General features: G+C 64.9%; 20 protein-coding genes. 5 read left to right on the top strand and 15 right to left on the bottom strand.

All coding sequences use genetic code 11. The features are described 5' to 3' along the window. Window positions 1-47: 47 nt before the first annotated feature. Complete coding sequence (locus tag AC1DW2_RS20375) at window positions 48-1019, bottom strand: bifunctional riboflavin kinase/FAD synthetase (RefSeq protein ID WP_259256169.1); 972 nt, start codon at window positions 1017-1019, stop codon at window positions 48-50. A 230-nt stretch (window positions 1020-1249) separates the two neighbouring features. On the opposite strand from AC1DW2_RS20375, the gene AC1DW2_RS20370 reads away from it, so the two are divergent. Next, window positions 1250-1645 (top strand): response regulator, encoded by a 396-nt coding sequence (locus tag AC1DW2_RS20370; protein WP_007596883.1) that lies wholly within the window; start codon window positions 1250-1252, stop codon window positions 1643-1645. Between the two features lie 215 nt (window positions 1646-1860). On the opposite strand, the gene AC1DW2_RS20365 is transcribed toward AC1DW2_RS20370, so the two are convergent. The 3 genes from AC1DW2_RS20365 to AC1DW2_RS20355 form a co-directional block, all read right to left on the bottom strand. Then, complete coding sequence (locus AC1DW2_RS20365) at window positions 1861-2715, bottom strand: TIGR01459 family HAD-type hydrolase (protein WP_014491965.1); 855 nt, start codon at window positions 2713-2715, stop codon at window positions 1861-1863. A 15-nt stretch (window positions 2716-2730) separates the two neighbouring features. Further along, a complete protein-coding gene (locus tag AC1DW2_RS20360) occupies window positions 2731-4206 on the bottom strand; it encodes an EAL domain-containing protein (RefSeq protein ID WP_477007044.1) in 1476 nt (491 codons plus the stop codon). A 230-nt stretch (window positions 4207-4436) separates the two neighbouring features. Then, the gene (locus AC1DW2_RS20355; protein ID WP_085403346.1) at window positions 4437-5999 is read right to left on the bottom strand and encodes a winged helix-turn-helix domain-containing tetratricopeptide repeat protein; all 1563 of its coding nucleotides are present in this window, start codon (window positions 5997-5999) and stop codon (window positions 4437-4439) included. A gap of 120 nt (window positions 6000-6119) precedes the next feature. Here AC1DW2_RS20355 and AC1DW2_RS20350 point away from each other — a divergent pair, with 120 nt between their 5' ends. Next, window positions 6120-6959 carry a class I SAM-dependent methyltransferase gene (locus tag AC1DW2_RS20350; protein WP_477007043.1) on the top strand — a complete coding sequence of 280 codons (840 nt, stop codon included), beginning with the start codon at window positions 6120-6122 and terminating at the stop codon, window positions 6957-6959. 49 nt (window positions 6960-7008) lie between these two features. Here AC1DW2_RS20350 and AC1DW2_RS20345 read toward each other — a convergent pair whose 3' ends face one another. The 7 genes from AC1DW2_RS20345 to uvrC all read right to left on the bottom strand — a co-directional run bounded on the left by AC1DW2_RS20345 (window position 7009) and on the right by uvrC (window position 13304). Then, a complete protein-coding gene (locus tag AC1DW2_RS20345) occupies window positions 7009-8139 on the bottom strand; it encodes a YihY/virulence factor BrkB family protein (protein WP_477007042.1) in 1131 nt (376 codons plus the stop codon). A 1-nt stretch (window position 8140) separates the two neighbouring features. Further along, window positions 8141-8728 carry a phage holin family protein gene (locus tag AC1DW2_RS20340; RefSeq protein ID WP_477007041.1) on the bottom strand — a complete coding sequence of 196 codons (588 nt, stop codon included), beginning with the start codon at window positions 8726-8728 and terminating at the stop codon, window positions 8141-8143. Window positions 8729-8818: 90 nt separating this feature from the next. Continuing rightward, on the bottom strand, window positions 8819-9778 hold the full coding sequence (prmB, locus tag AC1DW2_RS20335) for a 50S ribosomal protein L3 N(5)-glutamine methyltransferase (RefSeq protein ID WP_477007040.1): 960 nt from the start codon (window positions 9776-9778) through the stop codon (window positions 8819-8821). Then, entirely contained in the window at window positions 9778-10275 is a 498-nt protein-coding gene (locus tag AC1DW2_RS20330) for a molybdenum cofactor biosynthesis protein MoaE (RefSeq protein ID WP_208084516.1), read from the bottom strand. The genes prmB and AC1DW2_RS20330 overlap by 1 nt, the downstream gene beginning before the upstream one ends. Window positions 10276-10278: 3 nt before the next feature. Beyond that, window positions 10279-10530: a molybdopterin converting factor subunit 1 gene (gene moaD, locus AC1DW2_RS20325; protein WP_014491973.1), complete on the bottom strand. Its 252-nt coding sequence runs from the start codon at window positions 10528-10530 to the stop codon at window positions 10279-10281. Beyond that, entirely contained in the window at window positions 10527-11144 is a 618-nt protein-coding gene (gene pgsA / locus AC1DW2_RS20320) for a CDP-diacylglycerol--glycerol-3-phosphate 3-phosphatidyltransferase (RefSeq protein ID WP_014491974.1), read from the bottom strand. Before pgsA ends, moaD begins: the two co-directional genes overlap by 4 nt. 96 nt (window positions 11145-11240) lie before the next feature. Then, window positions 11241-13304 (bottom strand): excinuclease ABC subunit UvrC, encoded by a 2064-nt coding sequence (gene uvrC / locus AC1DW2_RS20315; protein WP_477007039.1) that lies wholly within the window; start codon window positions 13302-13304, stop codon window positions 11241-11243. Window positions 13305-13553: 249 nt separating this feature from the next. On the opposite strand from uvrC, the gene AC1DW2_RS20310 reads away from it, so the two are divergent. Next, window positions 13554-14177: an outer membrane protein gene (locus AC1DW2_RS20310; RefSeq protein ID WP_014491976.1), complete on the top strand. Its 624-nt coding sequence runs from the start codon at window positions 13554-13556 to the stop codon at window positions 14175-14177. A gap of 85 nt (window positions 14178-14262) precedes the next feature. Here the strand turns inward: AC1DW2_RS20310 and AC1DW2_RS20305 are convergent, their stop codons facing one another. The 4 genes from AC1DW2_RS20305 to AC1DW2_RS20290 all read right to left on the bottom strand — a co-directional run bounded on the left by AC1DW2_RS20305 (window position 14263) and on the right by AC1DW2_RS20290 (window position 17074). Continuing rightward, window positions 14263-14478, bottom strand: coding sequence for a cold-shock protein (locus AC1DW2_RS20305; RefSeq protein WP_063986700.1), 216 nt, complete (start codon window positions 14476-14478; stop codon window positions 14263-14265). Window positions 14479-14732: 254 nt separating this feature from the next. Next, the gene (locus tag AC1DW2_RS20300) at window positions 14733-15593 is read right to left on the bottom strand and encodes a 23S rRNA (adenine(2030)-N(6))-methyltransferase RlmJ (protein ID WP_063985579.1); all 861 of its coding nucleotides are present in this window, start codon (window positions 15591-15593) and stop codon (window positions 14733-14735) included. Window positions 15594-15773: 180 nt separating this feature from the next. Beyond that, complete coding sequence (locus AC1DW2_RS20295; RefSeq protein ID WP_028152821.1) at window positions 15774-16490, bottom strand: ribonuclease T2 family protein; 717 nt, start codon at window positions 16488-16490, stop codon at window positions 15774-15776. A 122-nt stretch (window positions 16491-16612) separates the two neighbouring features. Then, window positions 16613-17074 (bottom strand): hypothetical protein, encoded by a 462-nt coding sequence (locus AC1DW2_RS20290; RefSeq protein WP_063985577.1) that lies wholly within the window; start codon window positions 17072-17074, stop codon window positions 16613-16615. Window positions 17075-17257: 183 nt separating this feature from the next. On the opposite strand from AC1DW2_RS20290, the gene AC1DW2_RS20285 reads away from it, so the two are divergent. Both AC1DW2_RS20285 and AC1DW2_RS20280 read left to right on the top strand, forming a co-directional pair. Continuing rightward, window positions 17258-17551 carry a hypothetical protein gene (locus AC1DW2_RS20285; RefSeq protein ID WP_477007038.1) on the top strand — a complete coding sequence of 98 codons (294 nt, stop codon included), beginning with the start codon at window positions 17258-17260 and terminating at the stop codon, window positions 17549-17551. A gap of 30 nt (window positions 17552-17581) precedes the next feature. Next, complete coding sequence (locus tag AC1DW2_RS20280) at window positions 17582-18112, top strand: DUF3617 domain-containing protein (RefSeq protein WP_477007037.1); 531 nt, start codon at window positions 17582-17584, stop codon at window positions 18110-18112. Window positions 18113-18436: the final 324 nt, after the last annotated feature.

The raw sequence follows: 18436 nt of genomic DNA, 5'->3' as shown, positions 1-18436 counted from the left end.
GCGCAAAAGGTAGAAGCGCAAAAGGTACGGCGGACCGGATTTGGGCCTCAATCGATCACGCCAAGCCGCGGAAACGCGTCCGGGGCGGCGGCCAGTACGGCGCGGGCGCGGGCGGAATCGTCGTCCATCTGGCGGATCAGGGCCTCCAGGCTGTCGAATTTCAGCTCCTCGCGGATGAAGCCGACGAAGGCGCAGTCGAGCGCTTGTCCGTAGAGGTCGCCCTTGAAGTCGAACAGGAAGATTTCCAGCAGCGGCGCGCCATTATCAAAGGTCGGACGGCGGCCGAAGCTTGCCACCCCGTCCAGCCGCTCGGCGCCGCGGCCGACCCGCACCGCATAGATGCCGTGCTTGAGGCCGCAATTGGCATCGAGGCGGATGTTGGCGGTGGGATAGCCGAGGTCGCGGCCGCGCTTCTCGCCGTGGATCACCTCGCCGGTGATGAACCAGGGCGCGCCCAGCATGGTGGTGGCCTCGTCGATGAGGCCCTCGGCGAGCGCGATCCGGATGGCGCTGGAGGAAACCGGCCGCTCGTCGATGTCGACATGGGCCTGCACGTCAACCTCGATGCCGAGTCGAGGCGCCTCGTTGACCAGGAGGCTCGGCGAGCCGACGCGACCCTTGCCGAAATGGAAGTCGTAGCCGACCGCGATGCCGCTGACGCCGAGGCGTCCGATCAGGTCATGGTGAATGAAGTCTTGCGCGCTGGTCCCGGCCCTGGCCTTGTCGAAGGTCATGACCACGGCGCCGGCGAGCCCGGTGCCGGCTAAAAGCCGCAACTTGGCCGGCTCGTCCGTCAGGCGGAATTGCGGGGTGTTCGGGCTGAAAAACCGGCGTGGATGCGGCTCGAAGGTCAATGCCAGCGCAGGGCGGCCATGCGCCCGGCCCATTTCCAGGGCGGCTGCGATCACCGCGCGATGACCAAGATGAACGCCGTCGAAATTGCCCATGGCGACCACGGCGCCCCTCAAAATCGCGGAATCCGGCGTTGTGTCGCGGATAACGGTAAAATGCGGGACCATCAGGGGAATTCTCGAAGCGGCAGGACCTGCGGACCGTGGCTTGACCGGCCGGACGAAGTCAAGCGGCAGGGGGAGCGGCCGCATGAACGTGATTTCAGTCCTTCGGAGGCGCCCCCAGTTAACGCGCTGTTTAACGCCTTGGTGCTAGTCCTTGAAATGTGGAACAGCGGGGCTCCGGCTCCGGTGGGTCCGATCGTAATATTTCCTGGGTTTGCGTTGGGGGAGTCGAGATGGCGGTTGATTTGTCGATGTCGGTTCTGGTGGTTGATGACTACAGCACCATGATCCGTATCATCAGGAATCTCCTGAAGCAGCTTGGCTTCGAGAATATCGATGATGCAAGCGACGGTTCGGCGGCGCTGAACAAGATGCGTGGCAAGAAGTACGGGCTCGTGATTTCCGATTGGAACATGGAGCCGATGACGGGTTACGACCTGCTGCGCGAAGTGCGCGCCGATCCGAACCTCGCCACCACGCCTTTCATCATGATCACCGCGGAATCGAAGACCGAGAACGTGATCGCGGCCAAGAAGGCCGGCGTGAACAACTACATCGTCAAGCCGTTCAACGCGGCGACGCTGAAGACCAAGATCGAAGCGGTCTTCCCGGACATGGCGAGCGCGTAAGCGCCGCCTGACCGCATAGCAGCTCTCTATAGAGATCGTCATGCCCGGGCTTGTCTCGGGCATCCACGTTCTTGGATCCTGCAAATGAAGCCGTGGATGGCCGGGGCGTAGGCGAGCGGAAGCGACGCCGTCCTTCGGACGGCTAAGCCCGGCCATGACGGCATTTGGGTCTAAGCAATTGGTCTAAGCCCGCAGCACCTGCGTGGGCTCCACCATCACCACTTCAATTCGCGCATCAGCGCCTTCGGCGGGTGGCCGAACAACTCCATCACCGATTTCGGGTCGAGCTGGTCGAGGCCCTCGAACTCCTCGGCATGGATGCCGCGGGTGACGAACAGGCAGTCGATGCCGAATTCGCGCGCGCCGGTGAGGTCGGTGCGGACGGAATCGCCGATCGCAAGCACCTTTTTCCGGTCGATCATGTGACCCTGGCGTTCGCCGGCGAGCATCATCGCGCGCTCGTAGATCGGGCGATGCGGCTTGCCGTAGAAGATCACCTCGCCGCCGAGTTCGCGATAGAGTTCCGCGATCGCGCCGGCGCAATAGATCAGCCGATCGCCGCGCTCCACCACGATATCGGGGTTGGCGCAGACCAGCGTCAGCTTGCGCTCGCGCGCCTTCAGCATCATGCCGCGATAGTCTTCCGCCGTCTCGGTCTCGTCGTCATAGAGGCCGGTGCAGACGATGTAGTCGGCTTCTTCCAGCGGCGCGGTCGTCGCATCGAGGCCGCGATAGATCGAGTTGTCGCGCTCGGGTCCGAGCCAGAACATCTTGCGGCCGGGATGCTCGGCGACATAGAGCCGCGTCAGGTCGCCCGACGAGACGATCGCGTCATAGGTCTCGTCCGCGACGCCGAGCTTGCGCAATTGCCGTTGGACGGAGTCGGCCGGGCGCGGGGCATTGGTGATCAGGATCACCGTACCGCCGCGGCTGCGATAGGTATGCAGCGCCTCGCAGGCTTCGGGGAACGATTCCAGGCCATTGTGAACCACGCCCCAGATGTCGCTGAGCACAACGTCAACGCCGCCCACGAGCTCGCGCAGGCTTTCGGCGAAATGCAGCGTGGTCATGATGCGTGCGGCCGATCAGATCCGCCGCGCGAGCGCCGCGTTGCCGATGATACGTTGGGCTGGAGGCGCTGAAGACGTCGCGCCTGGGCTGGGAGAAGCGGAGCCATTGGATCCCTGAATTTCCTGCGCCGGGTTCGGCGAGGCCCCGCCGGTAGCAGATGCCCCCTCAGGCCGCAATGGCCGGGGCGGCGCGAAAAGGAACCCCTGACCGAACCGCACGTCAAAGTCGAGCAAATCGACCACTGCGCGCTCGCCCTCGATCCGTTCGGCGATCAGGTCGATGCCGAAGCGGCCGAGCAGGTCGGAGAGGTCGGAAGGGTGGATGTCCGAGGTCGAGGCCTGCCTGGGGTCGAGCAGGAGGGACGCCGGCACCTTGATGAAGCGCACGCCGCGATCGGCGAGCTCGCGCGGCTCGATCCTGAGGTCAGTGACATGGTCGATCGAGAAGCGGAAACCGCGCTGGGCGAGCGCCGCGAGGTTCTCGGTCTCGGCCGGGCCGAGATTGCGGAAGGTCGACTGCTTGAACTCCAGCACCAGCGAGGGCGCCAGCGCCCGGTTGGCTTCGAGGAAGTCGAGGCACTGCGCGAAGGTGGTGGAATTGCCGAGCGTGGAGGCCGCGACGTTGCAGAACACGCCGACATCCTTGTTGCGCACCATCAGGCGCCGCAGCACCTGCACACAGCGCAGCATCACCATGTTGTCGATGCGTCCGATCAGACCCGAGGCTTCGGCGATGCTGATGAATTCCTCGGCGGCGATCAGCTGGTCGCGCTCGTCGCGCAGGCGCGTCACGGCTTCGTAGAACCGCACCTTGCGCTGCGGCAGCGTCACCATCGGCTGGAGGAAGATGTCGATGCGGTTCTCGTCGATGGCGTTGCGCAGTGTCGCCAGTAACTGGGTCGGGTTGCGGCCATTGGCCGTCTGAACCGGAACGGCGGTGTGGGTCTGGATCGCCGGCGTTGGCCGCGGCGGCGGTGCGGGCAGCGGCGGAGGGGCGGCCGGCCGCTCCTCGAAGGCCGCAATCAGGTCGAGCGGCGCCTCCGGCTCTGGCCGGGCGACCGGAGCGGGGGCGGGGGTCGGCGCGGCCCCGGCCAAGAGGTCTTCATGGGCTGACACGGTGGTGGCGAGCTGCCTGACCAGCCCACCGAGCTCGTTGATCTCGCCGACCACTGACTGGATGCGGTCGGAGTTGGTCGAATTGGCCGAGGCGATGCGCCCCTCCATCGCCGCGAGCCGGCGGCCGAACTCGGCGACCTGGCGGGCGAGGTCGGCGGTGCCGCGCGAGAGGTCGGCGATCTGGCCGCCGACGTCACTGCGGTCGCGCAGCCGCATCGAGACCGCGTTGTAGAGGATCAGGAAGGTCAGCGCGGTCAGCGCCACGATGGCGGATTCGGTTCCGCTGATGCCGGCGACCGAGTAGAGGACAAGCCCGAGCGAGGCCGCGACCAGAACCATGCAGATGGCGATGAAGATCGTCGAAATGCGAATCATGCCGCGCGTTACGCCTCAAAGAGCTGACTGCCTCATCCGGGAAAACACGGGTCAGTGTGCGAACCCGTCACGCCTCATGCTCCCCCAAGCAAGGCGACCTTAACATCATTGTTGATTCGAGGGGATAGCGGCCTGTTCGCGGCGCCGGAGCATGATCCGGAAAAGTGTGTAGCGGTTTTCCCTCGCGACAAACGCGGAACGCGTTTGCGCGGAGATCATGCTCGGGCAGTCTAGGTCAGGCCGGCCCGGCGAAAGCCTTCGAGGTAGTGCTCGCGGTCGGCGGCGAGCTTGATCGGCATGAACTCGGCGATCCAGGCGAGCGAGACGTTGGGCTGGGCACGCTGGAGTTCCTTCAGCGCCGCGCGGGCGGTCTCGGTTTGCCCGGCCATCGCCGCGGCCGCAGTCAGCACCCGGTGCCCGCCGACGAAGTCACTGCGCTGGCGCAGGGCCTCCTGTGCGAGCCGGATCGCCTCCGCATAGTCCCTGCCGAGGAAACGGGCAAAGGCGGCGATGCCGAAATAGACGGGTGCATAGGGGTCGCGCGGGCTGAGGCGGATCGCCCGCCGCGCGGCCTCGTCGGCATCCCGCCAGCGGCCGCAATAGCTAAGCGTCAGGCCATAATAGCCCTGCGCCAGCGCAAAGTTCGGATTGAGCCGCAGCGCGGTCTCGAATTCGGCAAGTGAATCCTCGAACCGGCGTGCGAACAGATCGACATGGCCGAGCGCATTATGCGCCCAGGCATCCTGGTCGTCGGCGCGGATCGCGGCCCGTGCCGCGCGCTCGGCCACCGGCAGCGCCGCGGCCATCTCCATCCAGCCCATATGCGCCGTGAACATGTAGCTGGTGCCGAGCAGCCCGAGTGCCTTGCCGTAGTTCGGGTCGAGCGCGATGGCCTTTTCGAGCAGGGCTCGCGCCGCGACGTGGTCCTGCCGCGTCACGCGCCAGTAATGGGAGAGGGCGCGCATCAGAAGGTCCCAGGCGTCCAGGCTGTCGGGCGGCTTGCGCTCGGCGCGAAAATTCTCCGCGGCATAGAGCTGCGGCTCGATCGCTGCGACGATGCGTTCGGTGATCTCGTCCTGTACGGCGAAGACGTCGGCGAGCTCGCGGTCGTAGCGTTCGGCCCAGAGATGGCTGCCGGTGGCGACATCGTTGAGCTGCGCGGTGATGCGGACGCGATCGCCCTCCTTGCGGACGCTGCCCTCGACGACATAGCGCACGCCGAGCTCCTCGGCGACCTGCCGCAGGTGAACCGTGCGGCCCTTGTAGATGAAGGAGGAGTTGCGCGCGATCACGAAGAACCAGCGCAGCTTCGACAGCGCGGTGATGATGTCCTCGCTGATGCCGTCGGAGAAATAATCCTGCTCGGCCTCGCCGCTCATGTTGGTGAAGGGCAGGACGGCAATTGCGGGACGATCGGGCAGTGGCAATTCCGTCGGTATTGCGTCGGGCGGCTTGCCCGGCGCCGACGATGAGCCTGCTACGGAGCGTTCGGTCACTTCGCCGACGAACCGCACGCCCTTGCGCGCGACTGTGCGGATCAGCCGCTGATCTTCGCCATTGTCATTGACCGCGCGCCGCGCCGCGTTGATCCGGCTGGTCAGCGTCGATTCCGAGACGACGCGGCCGTTCCAGATCGCGTCGAGCAGATTGTCCCGCGTCACCACGCGCTCGCGGTTGCGGACCAGGTAAAGCAGGAGATCGAACACCTGGGGCTCGAGCGCGACGAGCGTCTCCGCCCGCCGCAATTCGCGGCGCGCGGGGTCGAGCACGAAGTCCTCGAAATGAAATGTCACGCCGCCCTCGGCTCGCGCGGGGAAATCAAGGTGTTCTCAGCGTAAAATAACGCCACTCTCAAGGCCAGCGAGCCGCATGCGCCCTATCGTCCCGGCGTCTTCAACCGCAGGAGAATTGCCATGTCGACATCCGCCGCGCTCAAGCCGGCCCTCGCCCAACCAGATCTCGCCGCCGTCAAGCAGCGCCAGCACAGCGCCTGGTCATCCGGCGACTATGCCATTGTCGGCACCACCTTGCAGATCGTCGGCGAGCAGCTCTGCGAGGCGCTCGACTTGCGCGCCGGCAGCAAGGTGCTTGATGTCGCCGCCGGCAACGGCAATGCGACGCTGGCCGCCGCGCGGCGCTGGTGCGACGTCACATCGACCGATTATGTTCCAGCATTGCTCAAGCGGGGACGCGAACGGGCCGCGGCGGAGCATCTGATGGTCGAATTCCGTGAAGCGGATGCCGAAGCGCTGCCGTTTGCGGATGCCAGCTACGACGTCGTGCTCTCGACCTTCGGCGTCATGTTCACGCCGGATCAGGACAAGGCGGCGTCCGAGCTCGCGCGGGTCTGCAAGTCCGGTGGCAAAATCGGCCTCGCCAACTGGACGCCCCAGGGCTTCATCGGTCAGCTCTTCAAGACCATCGGCAGGCATTTGCCGCCGCCAGCGGGCGTGARGTCGCCGGCCTTGTGGGGCACGCCGGCACGGCTTGAGGAGATGTTCGGCAGCCAAGCCTCCGAGATCGCCGCCGAGCCGCGCATGTTCGCCTTCCGCTATCGCTCGCCGGAGCACTGGCTCGAGGTTTTCAAATCCTATTACGGGCCGATGCTGAAAGCGTTCGTAGCGCTGGAGGAGACCGGCCAGGCCGCGCTGCGGCGCGATCTCATGGCGCTGCTCGGCGAATTCAACCGTGCCGACGACGGTACGGTGGTGGTGCATAGCGAGTATCTGGAGGTTGTGATCAGCAAGCGCTGAATTGCTGTCGTGATCCGGTCAGGCCGAGCCCCGGCCTGGCCGCCGGCAATCAGGATGGCGCGGCGGCGCCGACCGTGTCGGCCGAGACGGCCTGCCGGGTGCCGAGCGGCTTGGGCGGCCCGGTGGTCGTATCCCGAAGGGTCTGCCGTTCGATCTCCGAGTTCAGCTCGGCCCCGAACATGATGACGATCGCCGACATCCACATCCACATCATCAAGCCGATCGCCGCGCCGAGCGAGCCGTAGGTCGCGTTGTAATTGGCGAATTCCGAGAGATACCAGGACAGGAGCGCCGAGCCGGCGATCCAGAGGATGGCGGCCGTCACTGCGCCGAGGCTCAGCCATTGCCAGCGCGGCGCGTCGCGGCTCGGCGCGAAGCGATAGAGGACGGCAAGCGCGGCCAGCAGGATGACGAACAGCACCGGCCATCGCGCGAGAGCGACGATCAGCCTGCTTTCGGGCGCAATGCCGAGATGGTTGAGCGCGAGCGGGAAGGCGACCACGGTGCCCACCATCAGCAGCAGTGCCGCGATGCCGCCGACCGTGAAAGCCAACGATACGGTGTTCAGCCGGACGAAGCTGCGCTTTTCGCGCTCCTCATAGGCGACGTTGAGGGCATCGAAGATGGCTTTGACGCCCGCATTGGCGCTCCAGATCGCGAGCAAGAGGCCAAACAGGAAGGTGACACCCAGGGCGGTATTGCCGTTGGACACCACGCGCGCGACCTGGTCCTCGACGATCTGGAACGCGCCCTCGGGCAGCATCATCGCGAGCGAATGCAGGTTGGAACTGATCGTCGAGGGATCGGCGAACAGGCCGTAGGACGAGACCAGCGCGGTCACGGCGGGGAAGATCGCGAGCAGCCCCAAGAAGACGACGCCGCCCGCGGTCGCGAGCAGGCGATCGTCGTCGATGCGCTGATAGGTGCGCCAGAAGATGTCTTTCCAGCCCGCCCACGGGATCGCGAAGGGGCTTTTCGCGCGCCGGCCGTGGCCGGGCTGCATCGCTGCGCCGGCCGGGCTCGTTTCCGGCGAATTTGCTTCGTTATTGCGACGGTCTTGCGGAGGCCCCGATCGGATGGGGCCGAACTTCTGAAAGTAGCGTTCCGCAGACAGCACGAAGACGGCCGTGGCGGCCACCAGCAACCAACTGTCGAGGTGCTCGGTGTGCCGCGCGCGCATTTCAAGCGTCCAATCCGCGGCCGTGCCGCCGCCGCCGAGCGGCCGTGAAGCCCAACAGCCCGACGGCTGCGAGCATCAGACCTAGCTGCACGGGCCGGTTGGTCCGAGCTGACACGGCGTTGCCGCCACGGCCACGTTCGCCCGGTGCGGGCGACACCAGCGGAATCGTCGTTGCGACCTCTTTCACCGCCTGCTTGACCGTTCCGCGCGGGATCCGCGGGGTGGCGATCGCAACGCGCATACGGCTGGCAAGCGGCACGATCGGCTTGTCCCGACGCTTTATTTGGGCCAGAGCCACGCCGGCGCAGGATACGGCCAGCACCAGGAGCACGGCCGCGACGGCACCAAAGCCCCAGAATTGTCCCTGGGTGATTGCGACCCAACGATAAAGGGCGATCAGGCCGACAAAGAGGGTGGCGATCAGGAACAGCCCGGCCATTGCGAACAGTCCTGCCGCGACCGCATAGGACGTCGCGCGGCCCGTGGCCTGATTGGTGCGGTCGCGCAAGTACGATCGCGCGGCGCGCTTGAGATGATTGATCTTGAGCGCCATGCCGGCGCGCAGCAATTCGCCCGATGGCGCGAGCATGCGGACATCCTCCGAGAACGAAAAATTCGTCGGGGGATGAACGTGGCGGAATTTGACTTGTTCCGCGCGGAGTGCGGCTGCCGGGACGGATCAGCCGAGATCGGCGGCCGCGATCCAGAACACCTCGCCCTCGGACTCCTCGGTGTCGAGCCAGAGCAGCGGCAGTTCCGGAAAGGCCTCGTCAACCAGTTCGCGGCCGCGGCCGATCTCGCAGATCAAGCCGCCATCCGGCGTCAGGTGATCGGGCGCATCGCGCAGGATCCGGCGCACGACGTCGAGACCGTCGGGGCCGCCGTCAAAGGCGAGCTTTGGTTCGGCCCGGCATTCCGGCGGCAGCGCGGCCATGCCTTCCGCATCGACGTAGGGCGGGTTGGTGATGATCAGGTCGTATCTGTTGTCGCCGAGCGGGGCGAACAGGTCGCCGCGATGCAGGCTGATCCGGTCATCGAGCCCGAATTCGCCGACATTTCGTGTGGCGACTTCGAGCGCGCCCTTGGAGATGTCGACGGCATCAACGGTGGCATTCGGGAAATGATGCGCGGCGAGGATGGCGAGACATCCAGAGCCCGTGCAGAGATCGAGCACGCGTTCGACGGCCGTGGGGTCGTCGATCAGCGAGCCCGCCTCGCCGTCGCCGCCGAAATGCGACTCCAGCAGCTCGCCGATGAAGGAGCGCGGAACGATGACGCGCTCGTCGACATAGAAGGGCAGGCCGCGCATGTAGATCTTGTTGACGAGATAGGCGGTCGGTTTGCGCGTGGTGACGCGCTGATGGATGAGGTCGACGATGGTCTTGCCTTCCGCCGACGTGACGCAGGCATGGGCAAAGATCTCGAACTGGTCGGGATGCAGATGCAGGGCTTCGCAGACCAGGAAGGCTGCTTCAGCGACCGGATCGGTCGTGCCATGGGCAAAGGCGAGCTTCGCCTCGGTGAAGCGGCTCACGGCGTAGCGCACGAAATCGATCAGCGTGAGCAACTCGCCGCGGCCGATCTTCGCGAGCTTTGGCGCGGCGCGGCCGCGCGTGGTCTTCTTGGATGCTTTTGCCATCAGGATCGGGTCCAGCGTGCGGCGGCCTCGTCGTCACGGGCGTGGGCTTCGACCCAGCCGGTACCGGTGGCGCTCTCTTCCTTCTTCCAGAACGGCGCGCTGGTCTTGAGATAATCCATCAGGAACTCGGCCGCCTGGAACGCCGCCTGGCGGTGCTGCGACGCCGTGAGCACCAGCACGATATTCTGCCCGGGCATGAACCGCCCGACGCGATGAATGATGGTGACGCCGTTCAGCGGCCAGCGCGATGTAGCTTCGTCGGCATGGCGCTTGATCTCTTCTTCCGCCATGCCGGGATAATGTTCGAGCGTGAGGGCGGCGATCTTCGCGCTGTTCTCGTCGCCGCGGCAGATGCCGGAAAAGCTTACGACCGCGCCGATGTCGGTGCGGCTCCCGGTCAGGATCGCGATCTCGCGCGCGATGTCGAAATCATCCTGCTGGATTCGGATGGTGACGGGGCAGGGGCTGGCGGGGGCGGTGCTTACGGGGGAGGTCATGGCCTAGCCGCCGGTCATCGGCGGGAAAAACGCGATCTCGCGGGCGCCCGCGATCACGGCGTCCGATTTGACGTGGGCATGATCGATCGCGGTGCGGATCACCTTCGGCTTCTCGAAGGCGTAGGCATAGGCCTCGCTCTGGCCGGACAGCCAGGCGATCAGCTCCTCGACGGTGCGCACGGTCGCCGGCGGCTCGATGGTCTCCTCGGCCTTGCCGACGCGCTCGCGCACCCAGGCGAAGTACTTCACCTTCATGCCTCATCCTCCTTGATGAGGTGATGGATGCCGGCGCGGAAATAGTCGTAGCCGGTGTAAATGGTGAGGATCGCCGAGGCCCAGAGCAGCGCCAGCCCGATCATCGAGACCACGGGCACCACCTCATCGCCGGCCGGGCCAGCGAGCAGGAAGCCGATGGCGATGAGCTGAACGGTCGTCTTCCACTTCGCAAGCTTTGTCACGGGAACGCTCACCCGCAACGCCGCGAGATATTCGCGCAGGCCCGAGACCAGGATCTCGCGGCACAGGATCACGATGGCGGCCCACAGCGACCAGCCATGGATGATGCCGTCGGCGGCCAGCATCAGCAGGCAGGAGGCCACCAGCAGCTTGTCGGCGATCGGATCGAGCATCCGGCCGAACGCCGATTGCTGATTCCAGATCCGCGCGTAATAGCCGTCGAGGTAATCGGTCACTGCTGCCGCGATGAAGATGGCGACCGCGACCCACCGCAGCCACAGCGGCTGATCCAGAATCGACTGCGCATAAATGCACCCGACCACGACCGGGATCGCGGCGATCCGGCCATAGGTCAGGATGTTCGGGAGGGACATCGCGCGGCTGGTCGTCCCTCGTGTCGTGGCGATGTTCATCCGTCCTACCAATACCGCTCGTGCCTGAAGGTCAACCGTCCCGCTCCCCAAATGAGGTGCAGCATGCGACGACCATATGACCGCGGCCCCCTTAGTTCACCCCGGCTGGGGATGGAAATAGTCGAAAATCCTGCGGGCGCTCTCGGCGCTCACCCCCGGAACCTTGCCGAGATCGGCGATCGAGGCCCGCTCGATCTCCTTCAGGGTTCCGAAATGGTGCAGCAAGGCACGTTTGCGTGACGGGCCGATGCCCGGAATCTCCTGCAAACCGGCCTCGCGGATGTCCTTCTTGCGCAGCTTGCGGTGCGAGCCGATGACGAAGCGGTGGGCCTCGTCGCGCAAGCGCTGGATGAAGTAAAGCACGGGATCGCGCGGCTCCAGCTTGATCGCCTCGCGCTCCGGCATGAACAGGGTTTCGCGGCCGRCATCCCGGTCCGGTCCCTTGGCGACCGACATCAGCGACACCTGGGTCAGGCCGAGATTCGTAAAGATCTCCCGGACGGCGTTGAGCTGGCCGCGACCGCCGTCGATGATCACGAGGTCGGGCCATTGCGGGAAGTCGTCGTCCTTGGCCTTGCCGGCGGCGTCCTCGGGCGGATTGATCAGGCGCTTGAAGCGGCGCTCCAGCACCTCCTTCATCATGCCGTAATCGTCGCCCGGCGTGAGCCCTTCCGACTTGATGTTGAACTTGCGGTACTGGTTCTTCACGAAACCATCGGGCCCGGCGACGATCATGGCGCCGACCGCATTGGTGCCCTGGATGTGGCTGTTGTCGTAGACCTCGATGCGCTTGGGCGAATGCGGCAGGCTCAGCGTCGTGGCCATGGCGTCGAGCAGGCGGCTCTGTGTCGCGGTGTCCGCGAGCTTGCGGCCCAACGCCTCGCGCGCATTGGTCAGCGCGTGGGCGACCAGCTCCTTCTTCTCGCCGCGCTTGGGCGCCGTGAGCTCGATCTTGTGGCCGGCCTTGATCGACAGCGCATTGGCGAGCAACTCGCTCTCCTCGATCTCGTGCGAGAGCAGGATGTTCTTCGGCGGCGGCTTGTCGTCGTAGAACTGGGCAAGGAAGGACCCCAGCACTTCCTCCGGCGTATAGGTCTTCTCCGCGCGCGGGAAATAGGCGCGATTGCCCCAGTTCTGTCCGGTGCGGAAGAAGAACACTTCGACGCAGGAGAACCCGCCCTCCTGGTGGATGGCGAACACGTCGGCTTCTTCCACCGTACGTGGATTGATGCCCTGCTGCGACTGGATCGCCGACAACGCGGCGAGGCGGTCGCGGTAGAGCGCCGCGCTCTCGAATTCGAGTTCGCCGGAGGCCTTCTCCATCTCGCCTGCGAGCTCCTGCTTCACCGCCTGGCTCTTGCCGGAGAGGAAGTCGGTCGCCTCGCGCACCAGCGTGGTATAGCCGGGGAAGTCGATCTCGCGCGTACAGGGGCCGGCACAGCGGCGGATCTGGTAGAGCAGGCAGGGCCGCGAGCGGCTCTCGAAGAAGGAATCGGTGCAGGAGCGGATCAGGAACGCGCGCTGCAAGGCGGTGATGGTGCGGTTGACCGCGCCGGCGGAAGCGAACGGGCCGAAATAGCGCCCGGGCCGCGACTGCGCACCACGATGCTTGAGGATCTGCGGCGCCCAATGGTCGCCGGTGATCAGGATGTAGGGAAACGACTTGTCGTCGCGCAGCTGCACGTTGAAGCGCGGCCGGAGCTGCTTGATGAGATTGGCTTCCAGCAGCAGCGCTTCGGTCTCGGTGTTGGTCGAGACGATCTCCACGGTCACCGTGGCTGCGATCATGCGCAGGATGCGCGCCGGTTGCGGCGCGCTCTGGCGCGCATAGTTCGACAGGCGCTTTTTGACGTTCTTGGCCTTGCCGACATAGAGCACGTCGGCATTGGCGCTGAGCATGCGATAGACGCCCGGCGAGGTGGGCGCCAGGCGGACCGCGCGCTCGATCGCCTCATGGCCGGTCGCCAGCGGCTCTTCGCCGACCGCGCCGCTCTCCTCCAGGATGTCAGGCAGCAGCGCATCGTCCTCGTCCTCGCCAGCGGTGGTGGCGGGATCGAGGTCCGGCGGCGCCAGGCTCTCCGGCGGGGCGTCGGCGGTCGTGCCGCGCGGAGATTTGTGCGCGCGTGCGTCGTCCGGATTGTCGGTGGAATCGTGAGCCATGATGCGAATTTAAGCGCTGGGGGTGCCGATTTGAAGTTCCAGCCTTGCGGCACACACAGGATGGCGGCGCGGTTCCGGGTAACACTTGCTTAAGCCTGTTAAGAGCGCGGTAACCCGGCTTAACAGGCCTTTAACTTAAAACTCTCGATAAATCTTACGCGAAAAAGAGGAGGTTCCGTAACCATGCGATTTTGCCTTGCGCGGCGGCGCAGGCATCGCGGGGGGCGGCCGTTGCGTTGGAGAGTACCGATGAGGGGGTTCGTTGTAGGCGCAGCCGTGTTGGTTGCAGCCGGCTGGACAGCTTCGGCAGAGGCCGCCGATCTCAATTACGGGCAGGGTGCGCCCTACACCGTCAATCAGCCGCTCAATGCCTATAGCTGGGCCGGTCCGTATCTCGGTGCCAATCTCGGCTATGAGTGGGGCTCGGTGAGTAATTCGCCCGTCAAGCCCTCCGGTTTCGTCGGCGGTGTGCAGGCCGGCTACAATTTTCAGAATGGTCCATGGGTGTTCGGCGTCGAGGGCGATATCCAGGCCGCGGGCGCTGATGACACCTTCGCGCCGTGGAAGTTCTCCAACCCCTGGTTCGGCACGCTGCGCGGCCGTGCGGGCTATGCCTTCAGCAACGTGCTGTTCTACGGCACCGCCGGCCTCGCCTTCGGCGAACTGCGCGCGCAGACATTCGGCTGGACGGAGTCGCACACCACCGCAGGCTGGACCATCGGTGCCGGCGCGGAAGTCGGCTTCGCGCCGAACTGGAGCGCCAAGCTCGAATATCTCTACATCGATCTGTCGACGAGCCAGTTCGCAATTACCGGCGTGTCAAACGGCTATAGCGCCAGCGTTGTGCGCGCAGGCGTGAACTATCACTTCTGATAGTTGAAGAAGAAAATACCGGACAACAGCCTCCCGGCCGCTCGCGGCCGGGATTTTTTTCGCCAGGTGTTCGCTCGAAAACGCTCTAGGAGACGATGACCAAATTGACTGCCTTTGGTCCCTTCCCCTTCTTGTCCGGCTCGACTTCAAAAGTAATGCGCTGTCCTTCGGCGAGATCTTTCAGTCCCGCCCGCTCCACAGCAGTAATGTGCACGAAGACGTCGCGCCCGCCGTCGTCGGGCTTGATGAAACCGTAGCCGCGCTCGCCGTTAAAAAACTTGACCGTTCCCGTCATGGCCATCGGGAAACTCCCCCTCATTGCTCCTCCGTCGCGACGCAGACTCACGTCACGACATGACCGGGCCTTACGAAGCCCGGGAGCTGGCCATCCTTGGGCGGACCTTTCTTTCGGTCCGATCGGATCTTTCTTAGGCCTTCACTCCGCCGCAACCATTCGCGGAAGCGGAACGTAAAGCCAGTCACGGAAACAGCATAATACGGTTCTCTGCAGATTGACTACCGCTCCTGCATCTTTTTCCCAAGAATGCCGGTGTGTTACGGTCTCGGCACCTCTAATCGGAATCTGGCAGCTCCGCCCTGTCCGAGCGGTATCTCCAGCTCGGGCAGGATCGTCTTGAGCTCGCCATGCAGCGTGTACGGCGGATTGACGATCAACAATCCGGCGGAGGTGAGGGCGGCGCCATCAAGCTGCGGCGCGACACTGAATTCGAGACGCAGACATTTTCCTGGTGGTTTTGCTGCGGCTGCGAGCCGCGCCACTGATTGCACCAGCGTGTCGGTGGCGCGCCGGCTCTTGGCCGGATACCAGATTACATAGATACCGGTCGGCCATTTGGTGAAAGCCGCCGCGAAGGCGTCGCCGAGCTTTTCGAACTCGTCTTTCGCCTCGAACGGCGGGTCGATCAGCACGAGCCCGCGCCGTTCTTTCGGCGGCACGAAGGCCGGCAGCGCGACCCAGCCGTCGAGATCGACCACGCGCGCCTGTTCGTCGCGGCGCAGCACACCGATCAGCGCCTTGCGCGCCTTCGGCTCGAGCTCGCAGGCAACGAGGCGGTCCTGCGGCCGCAGCAGGCCGCGCGTGATCAGCGGCGAACCCGGATAGGCCTTGAGCTCGCCCTTCGGATTGTAGGCGCGAACGATGTCGAGATAGGGCTTGGCCAGCGCCACGGCGTCGTTCGACAGGCGCGCCTGCATCAGCCGCGCGATGCCGGTCAGCCATTCGCCGCTGCGGCGCGCCTCGTCGCTTTCGAGATCGTAGAGGCCAGCGCCGGCATGGGTGTCGATGACACGGAATGCCCCCGGCTTGTCCTGAAGGTAGGTAATGATGCGCGCGAGCACGATGTGCTTGATGACATCGGCGAAGTTTCCGGCGTGGAAGGCGTGACGGTAGTTCATGAGACAGGACTACGCTACGTCACGGCTTGAGCAAAGCGGCATGCGCGCCTGTGCCGGACGCGCTGCAACGCTCTTAGCGTTGCGGGCCAGGGGCCGGGGTTTGGATTCCCATGCAGCATGAGCCCCGAATCTGCAGCGCACCGCCGAACCGGCGCTGCGTCCGGGGCACAAACACTTGGACTAGCCACCTCTGATCGGCGGCATCGTCACCTGGTCGCGGCGGCAGGCGCGGCGCTCGATCTCCTCGCAGGCCCGGAATTGCAGGTCCTTGCTGAGGCAGATGCGGACCTCGGAGAGCCGGGTCCGATTGCAGGTGACCGAGATGGCCGCGTTGCTCAGGCCCGCATTGGCCTTGATGAAGGCTTCCTCCACCTCGCCCGGCGCCACGGTCTTGGCCTGCGACAGTTCGAGATATTCCGCCGGGATCTTGATCGCGGCGCGCGCCTTTCGGATCGTCTCGAAATAATTGCGGCTGTCGAGCCCGGAGCAGGTGCCGTGCTTGTCCCACTCGTTGAAGATCAGCCCCGGCGCCGGCATCAAATCGAGCATCGAAGAGACGATGTTGCGGTTCAGGCGTGGCGACGGCCGCTGGCAATATTCGGGGAAGCCGTTCTCATATTGCGGCCACAGCCCGTGCACCACGAACGCGTAGGGCCGCCCGCTGCACTGCATCTGCGAGCGACCACCGCCGCCGCGGTTGCGCTCGGACGCCTCCTCGCAGAACGAGGGCGACCATGACAGCGACAGCACATAGAAATCGAATTCGCCGGGCGCGTTCTGCCGTTTGTCCTGGGCCTTCGCGCCGCCCGGCAGCGCGACCAGCCCGGCGGCCAGAACCAGAGGAAGGGTCAGTGAGATCACGAGACGGGTGAACGAATGCAATCTAAAATGAAACATGGCGACGCCCCTCAACTAGACTGTGCAATCAGCCTAGCAGGCAACAAGAACATTTCAAGAACAAAATTCGGGCCGGCCCGCTGGGCGCCTGATCAGTCCGATTCAGGCCTTTCGATCGAGGCTCAGGGCCTGGCGGCGCGGCAGGACGGATTGTAGGCCCAGTTGCGGTCAAGCCCGACCACGCACCATTCCACACCATTGCCGTAGCCGGAGAAGCCGCCATCCTCGATGATCGAGAAATGCACCTTGCGCACCTTGCCGTCATTGAGCATGGCGTCGCCGGTGCAATAGCGGCGCGGAATGTTGTCGGACTGCCAGGGCCGGAACGCGATCTCGTGAACGGCGGCGAAGCCGGTGATCTTCAACGAGGAATTCCAGAACGAGCTTTCCTTCTCCCAGAACTGGGTGGCGATGGTCGGCAGCGCCCTCTCGCAATCGACGACGGCGCCGTCATAGCGCGGCCCGTTCAGCCAGAAGTTCAGCTCCAGCGGATTGGCGGCCCTGGCCTCACCGAGCGACAGCGCTCCGAACATGAGGCCAAGCAAGGTGGCAAAGCGGAGCGATTTCAGGGGGAGGGCGCGCATGGGCAATCCGGACAGCTGGGTCTTGCGAAGGATGGACGGTGCCGCGAAGGCCGGGGCAGGTCAAGTGCAGCGCGGCAACACTTGGCCAAGAGTTGACCCCAACCTCGCAGCCGGCGGGGCATCAGTTCTTTTCATGGACCTCCCGGCACCGTAAACTGGCGCCAACCAATTGGAGTGACGGGAATGCGAATCATTGCGGCCGCGGGCTTTCTTGCCCTGGGTATGATGGCCAGCCAGTCGGCACGCGCCGATCTCCTTCCGGTGCCTCCGTTCAAGGGCAACGACACCGGCGGCATCATCGCTTATTCGCTGGCGACCCAGGCGGATGCGCGGCAGGTCGCGGTCGATCACTGCGCGCGCTACGGCAAGGTCGTGAAATTCCTCGCGGTGCAGGCCTTTGAGGGCGGCTACATCTCGTTCTCCTGCCGTTGGGTGCCCTATGGCTCTGCCCAACAGCCGATCCGCACGCTGTACTGAGGCGCTTTCGGAACGTCGGGAGCTTCCCACATGACGCGCAAGCTCGCTTTGCTCGGCTCGGCCCTTTGTCTTGTGGTGTCGGCAGGCAGCGCCGGCGCTGACGATCTGCCGGTGCGCAAGGCCGGTCTCTGGGAAATGAAGATGGTCAGGACCGGCACGCCCATGCCGGAGATGACCATGCAGCACTGCACCGACGAGACCGTCGATAAGGAGATGAACAACAACGTCTCCCCGATGACCAAGCAGATCTGCGCCAAGCAGGACATCAAGAAGACCGCGACCGGCTATGTCAGTGATTCCGAGTGCAACGTCGCCGGCATCAGCACGACCTCGCATGCCGAGATCACCGGCGATTTCAACTCGGCCTATACGGTGAAGACCTCGTCGCATGCGCAAGGCGGCGCCGCCGGCGCAGCGGGCCGCGACACCACGATGCAGCTCGAAGCCAAGTGGCTGGGGGCCTGCAAGCCCGACCAGAAGCCCGGCGACATCGTGATGCCCGGCGGCTTCAAGATGAACGTGCGCGACATGGACAAGCTGAAGGCGCTGCTGCCGAAGTAGGTTTGTCTTCCCCTCTCCCCTTGTGGGAGAGGGTGGCTCGCCGCGTAGCGGCGAGACGGGTGAGGGGTATCTCTCCGCGCGTGACTCTCTTACTTCTGAATTCGCGGAAACAACCCCTCATCCGGCGCTTCGCGCCACCTTCTCCCACAAGGGGCCTGTTGCGTAATTCGTCAATTGTGATTCCCTAGGGCAAAGCCTTGGAGGGTAGCGATGGCGGTCAAGCGGACGGGACAGCCGAGCTTTGTGGAAGCGCTGATGCCGAAGGGCGCCGGCGCCAATGCGGCGCTGGATCGGCTGGCTGGCCTGGTCAAGTGGTACCGGTTC

The sequence above is a fragment of the Bradyrhizobium sp. P3_C3 genome (assembly GCF_056402655.1).
The sequence above is the reverse complement of the archived record's forward strand: the minus strand, read 5'-3'. Positions and strand labels throughout refer to the sequence as shown.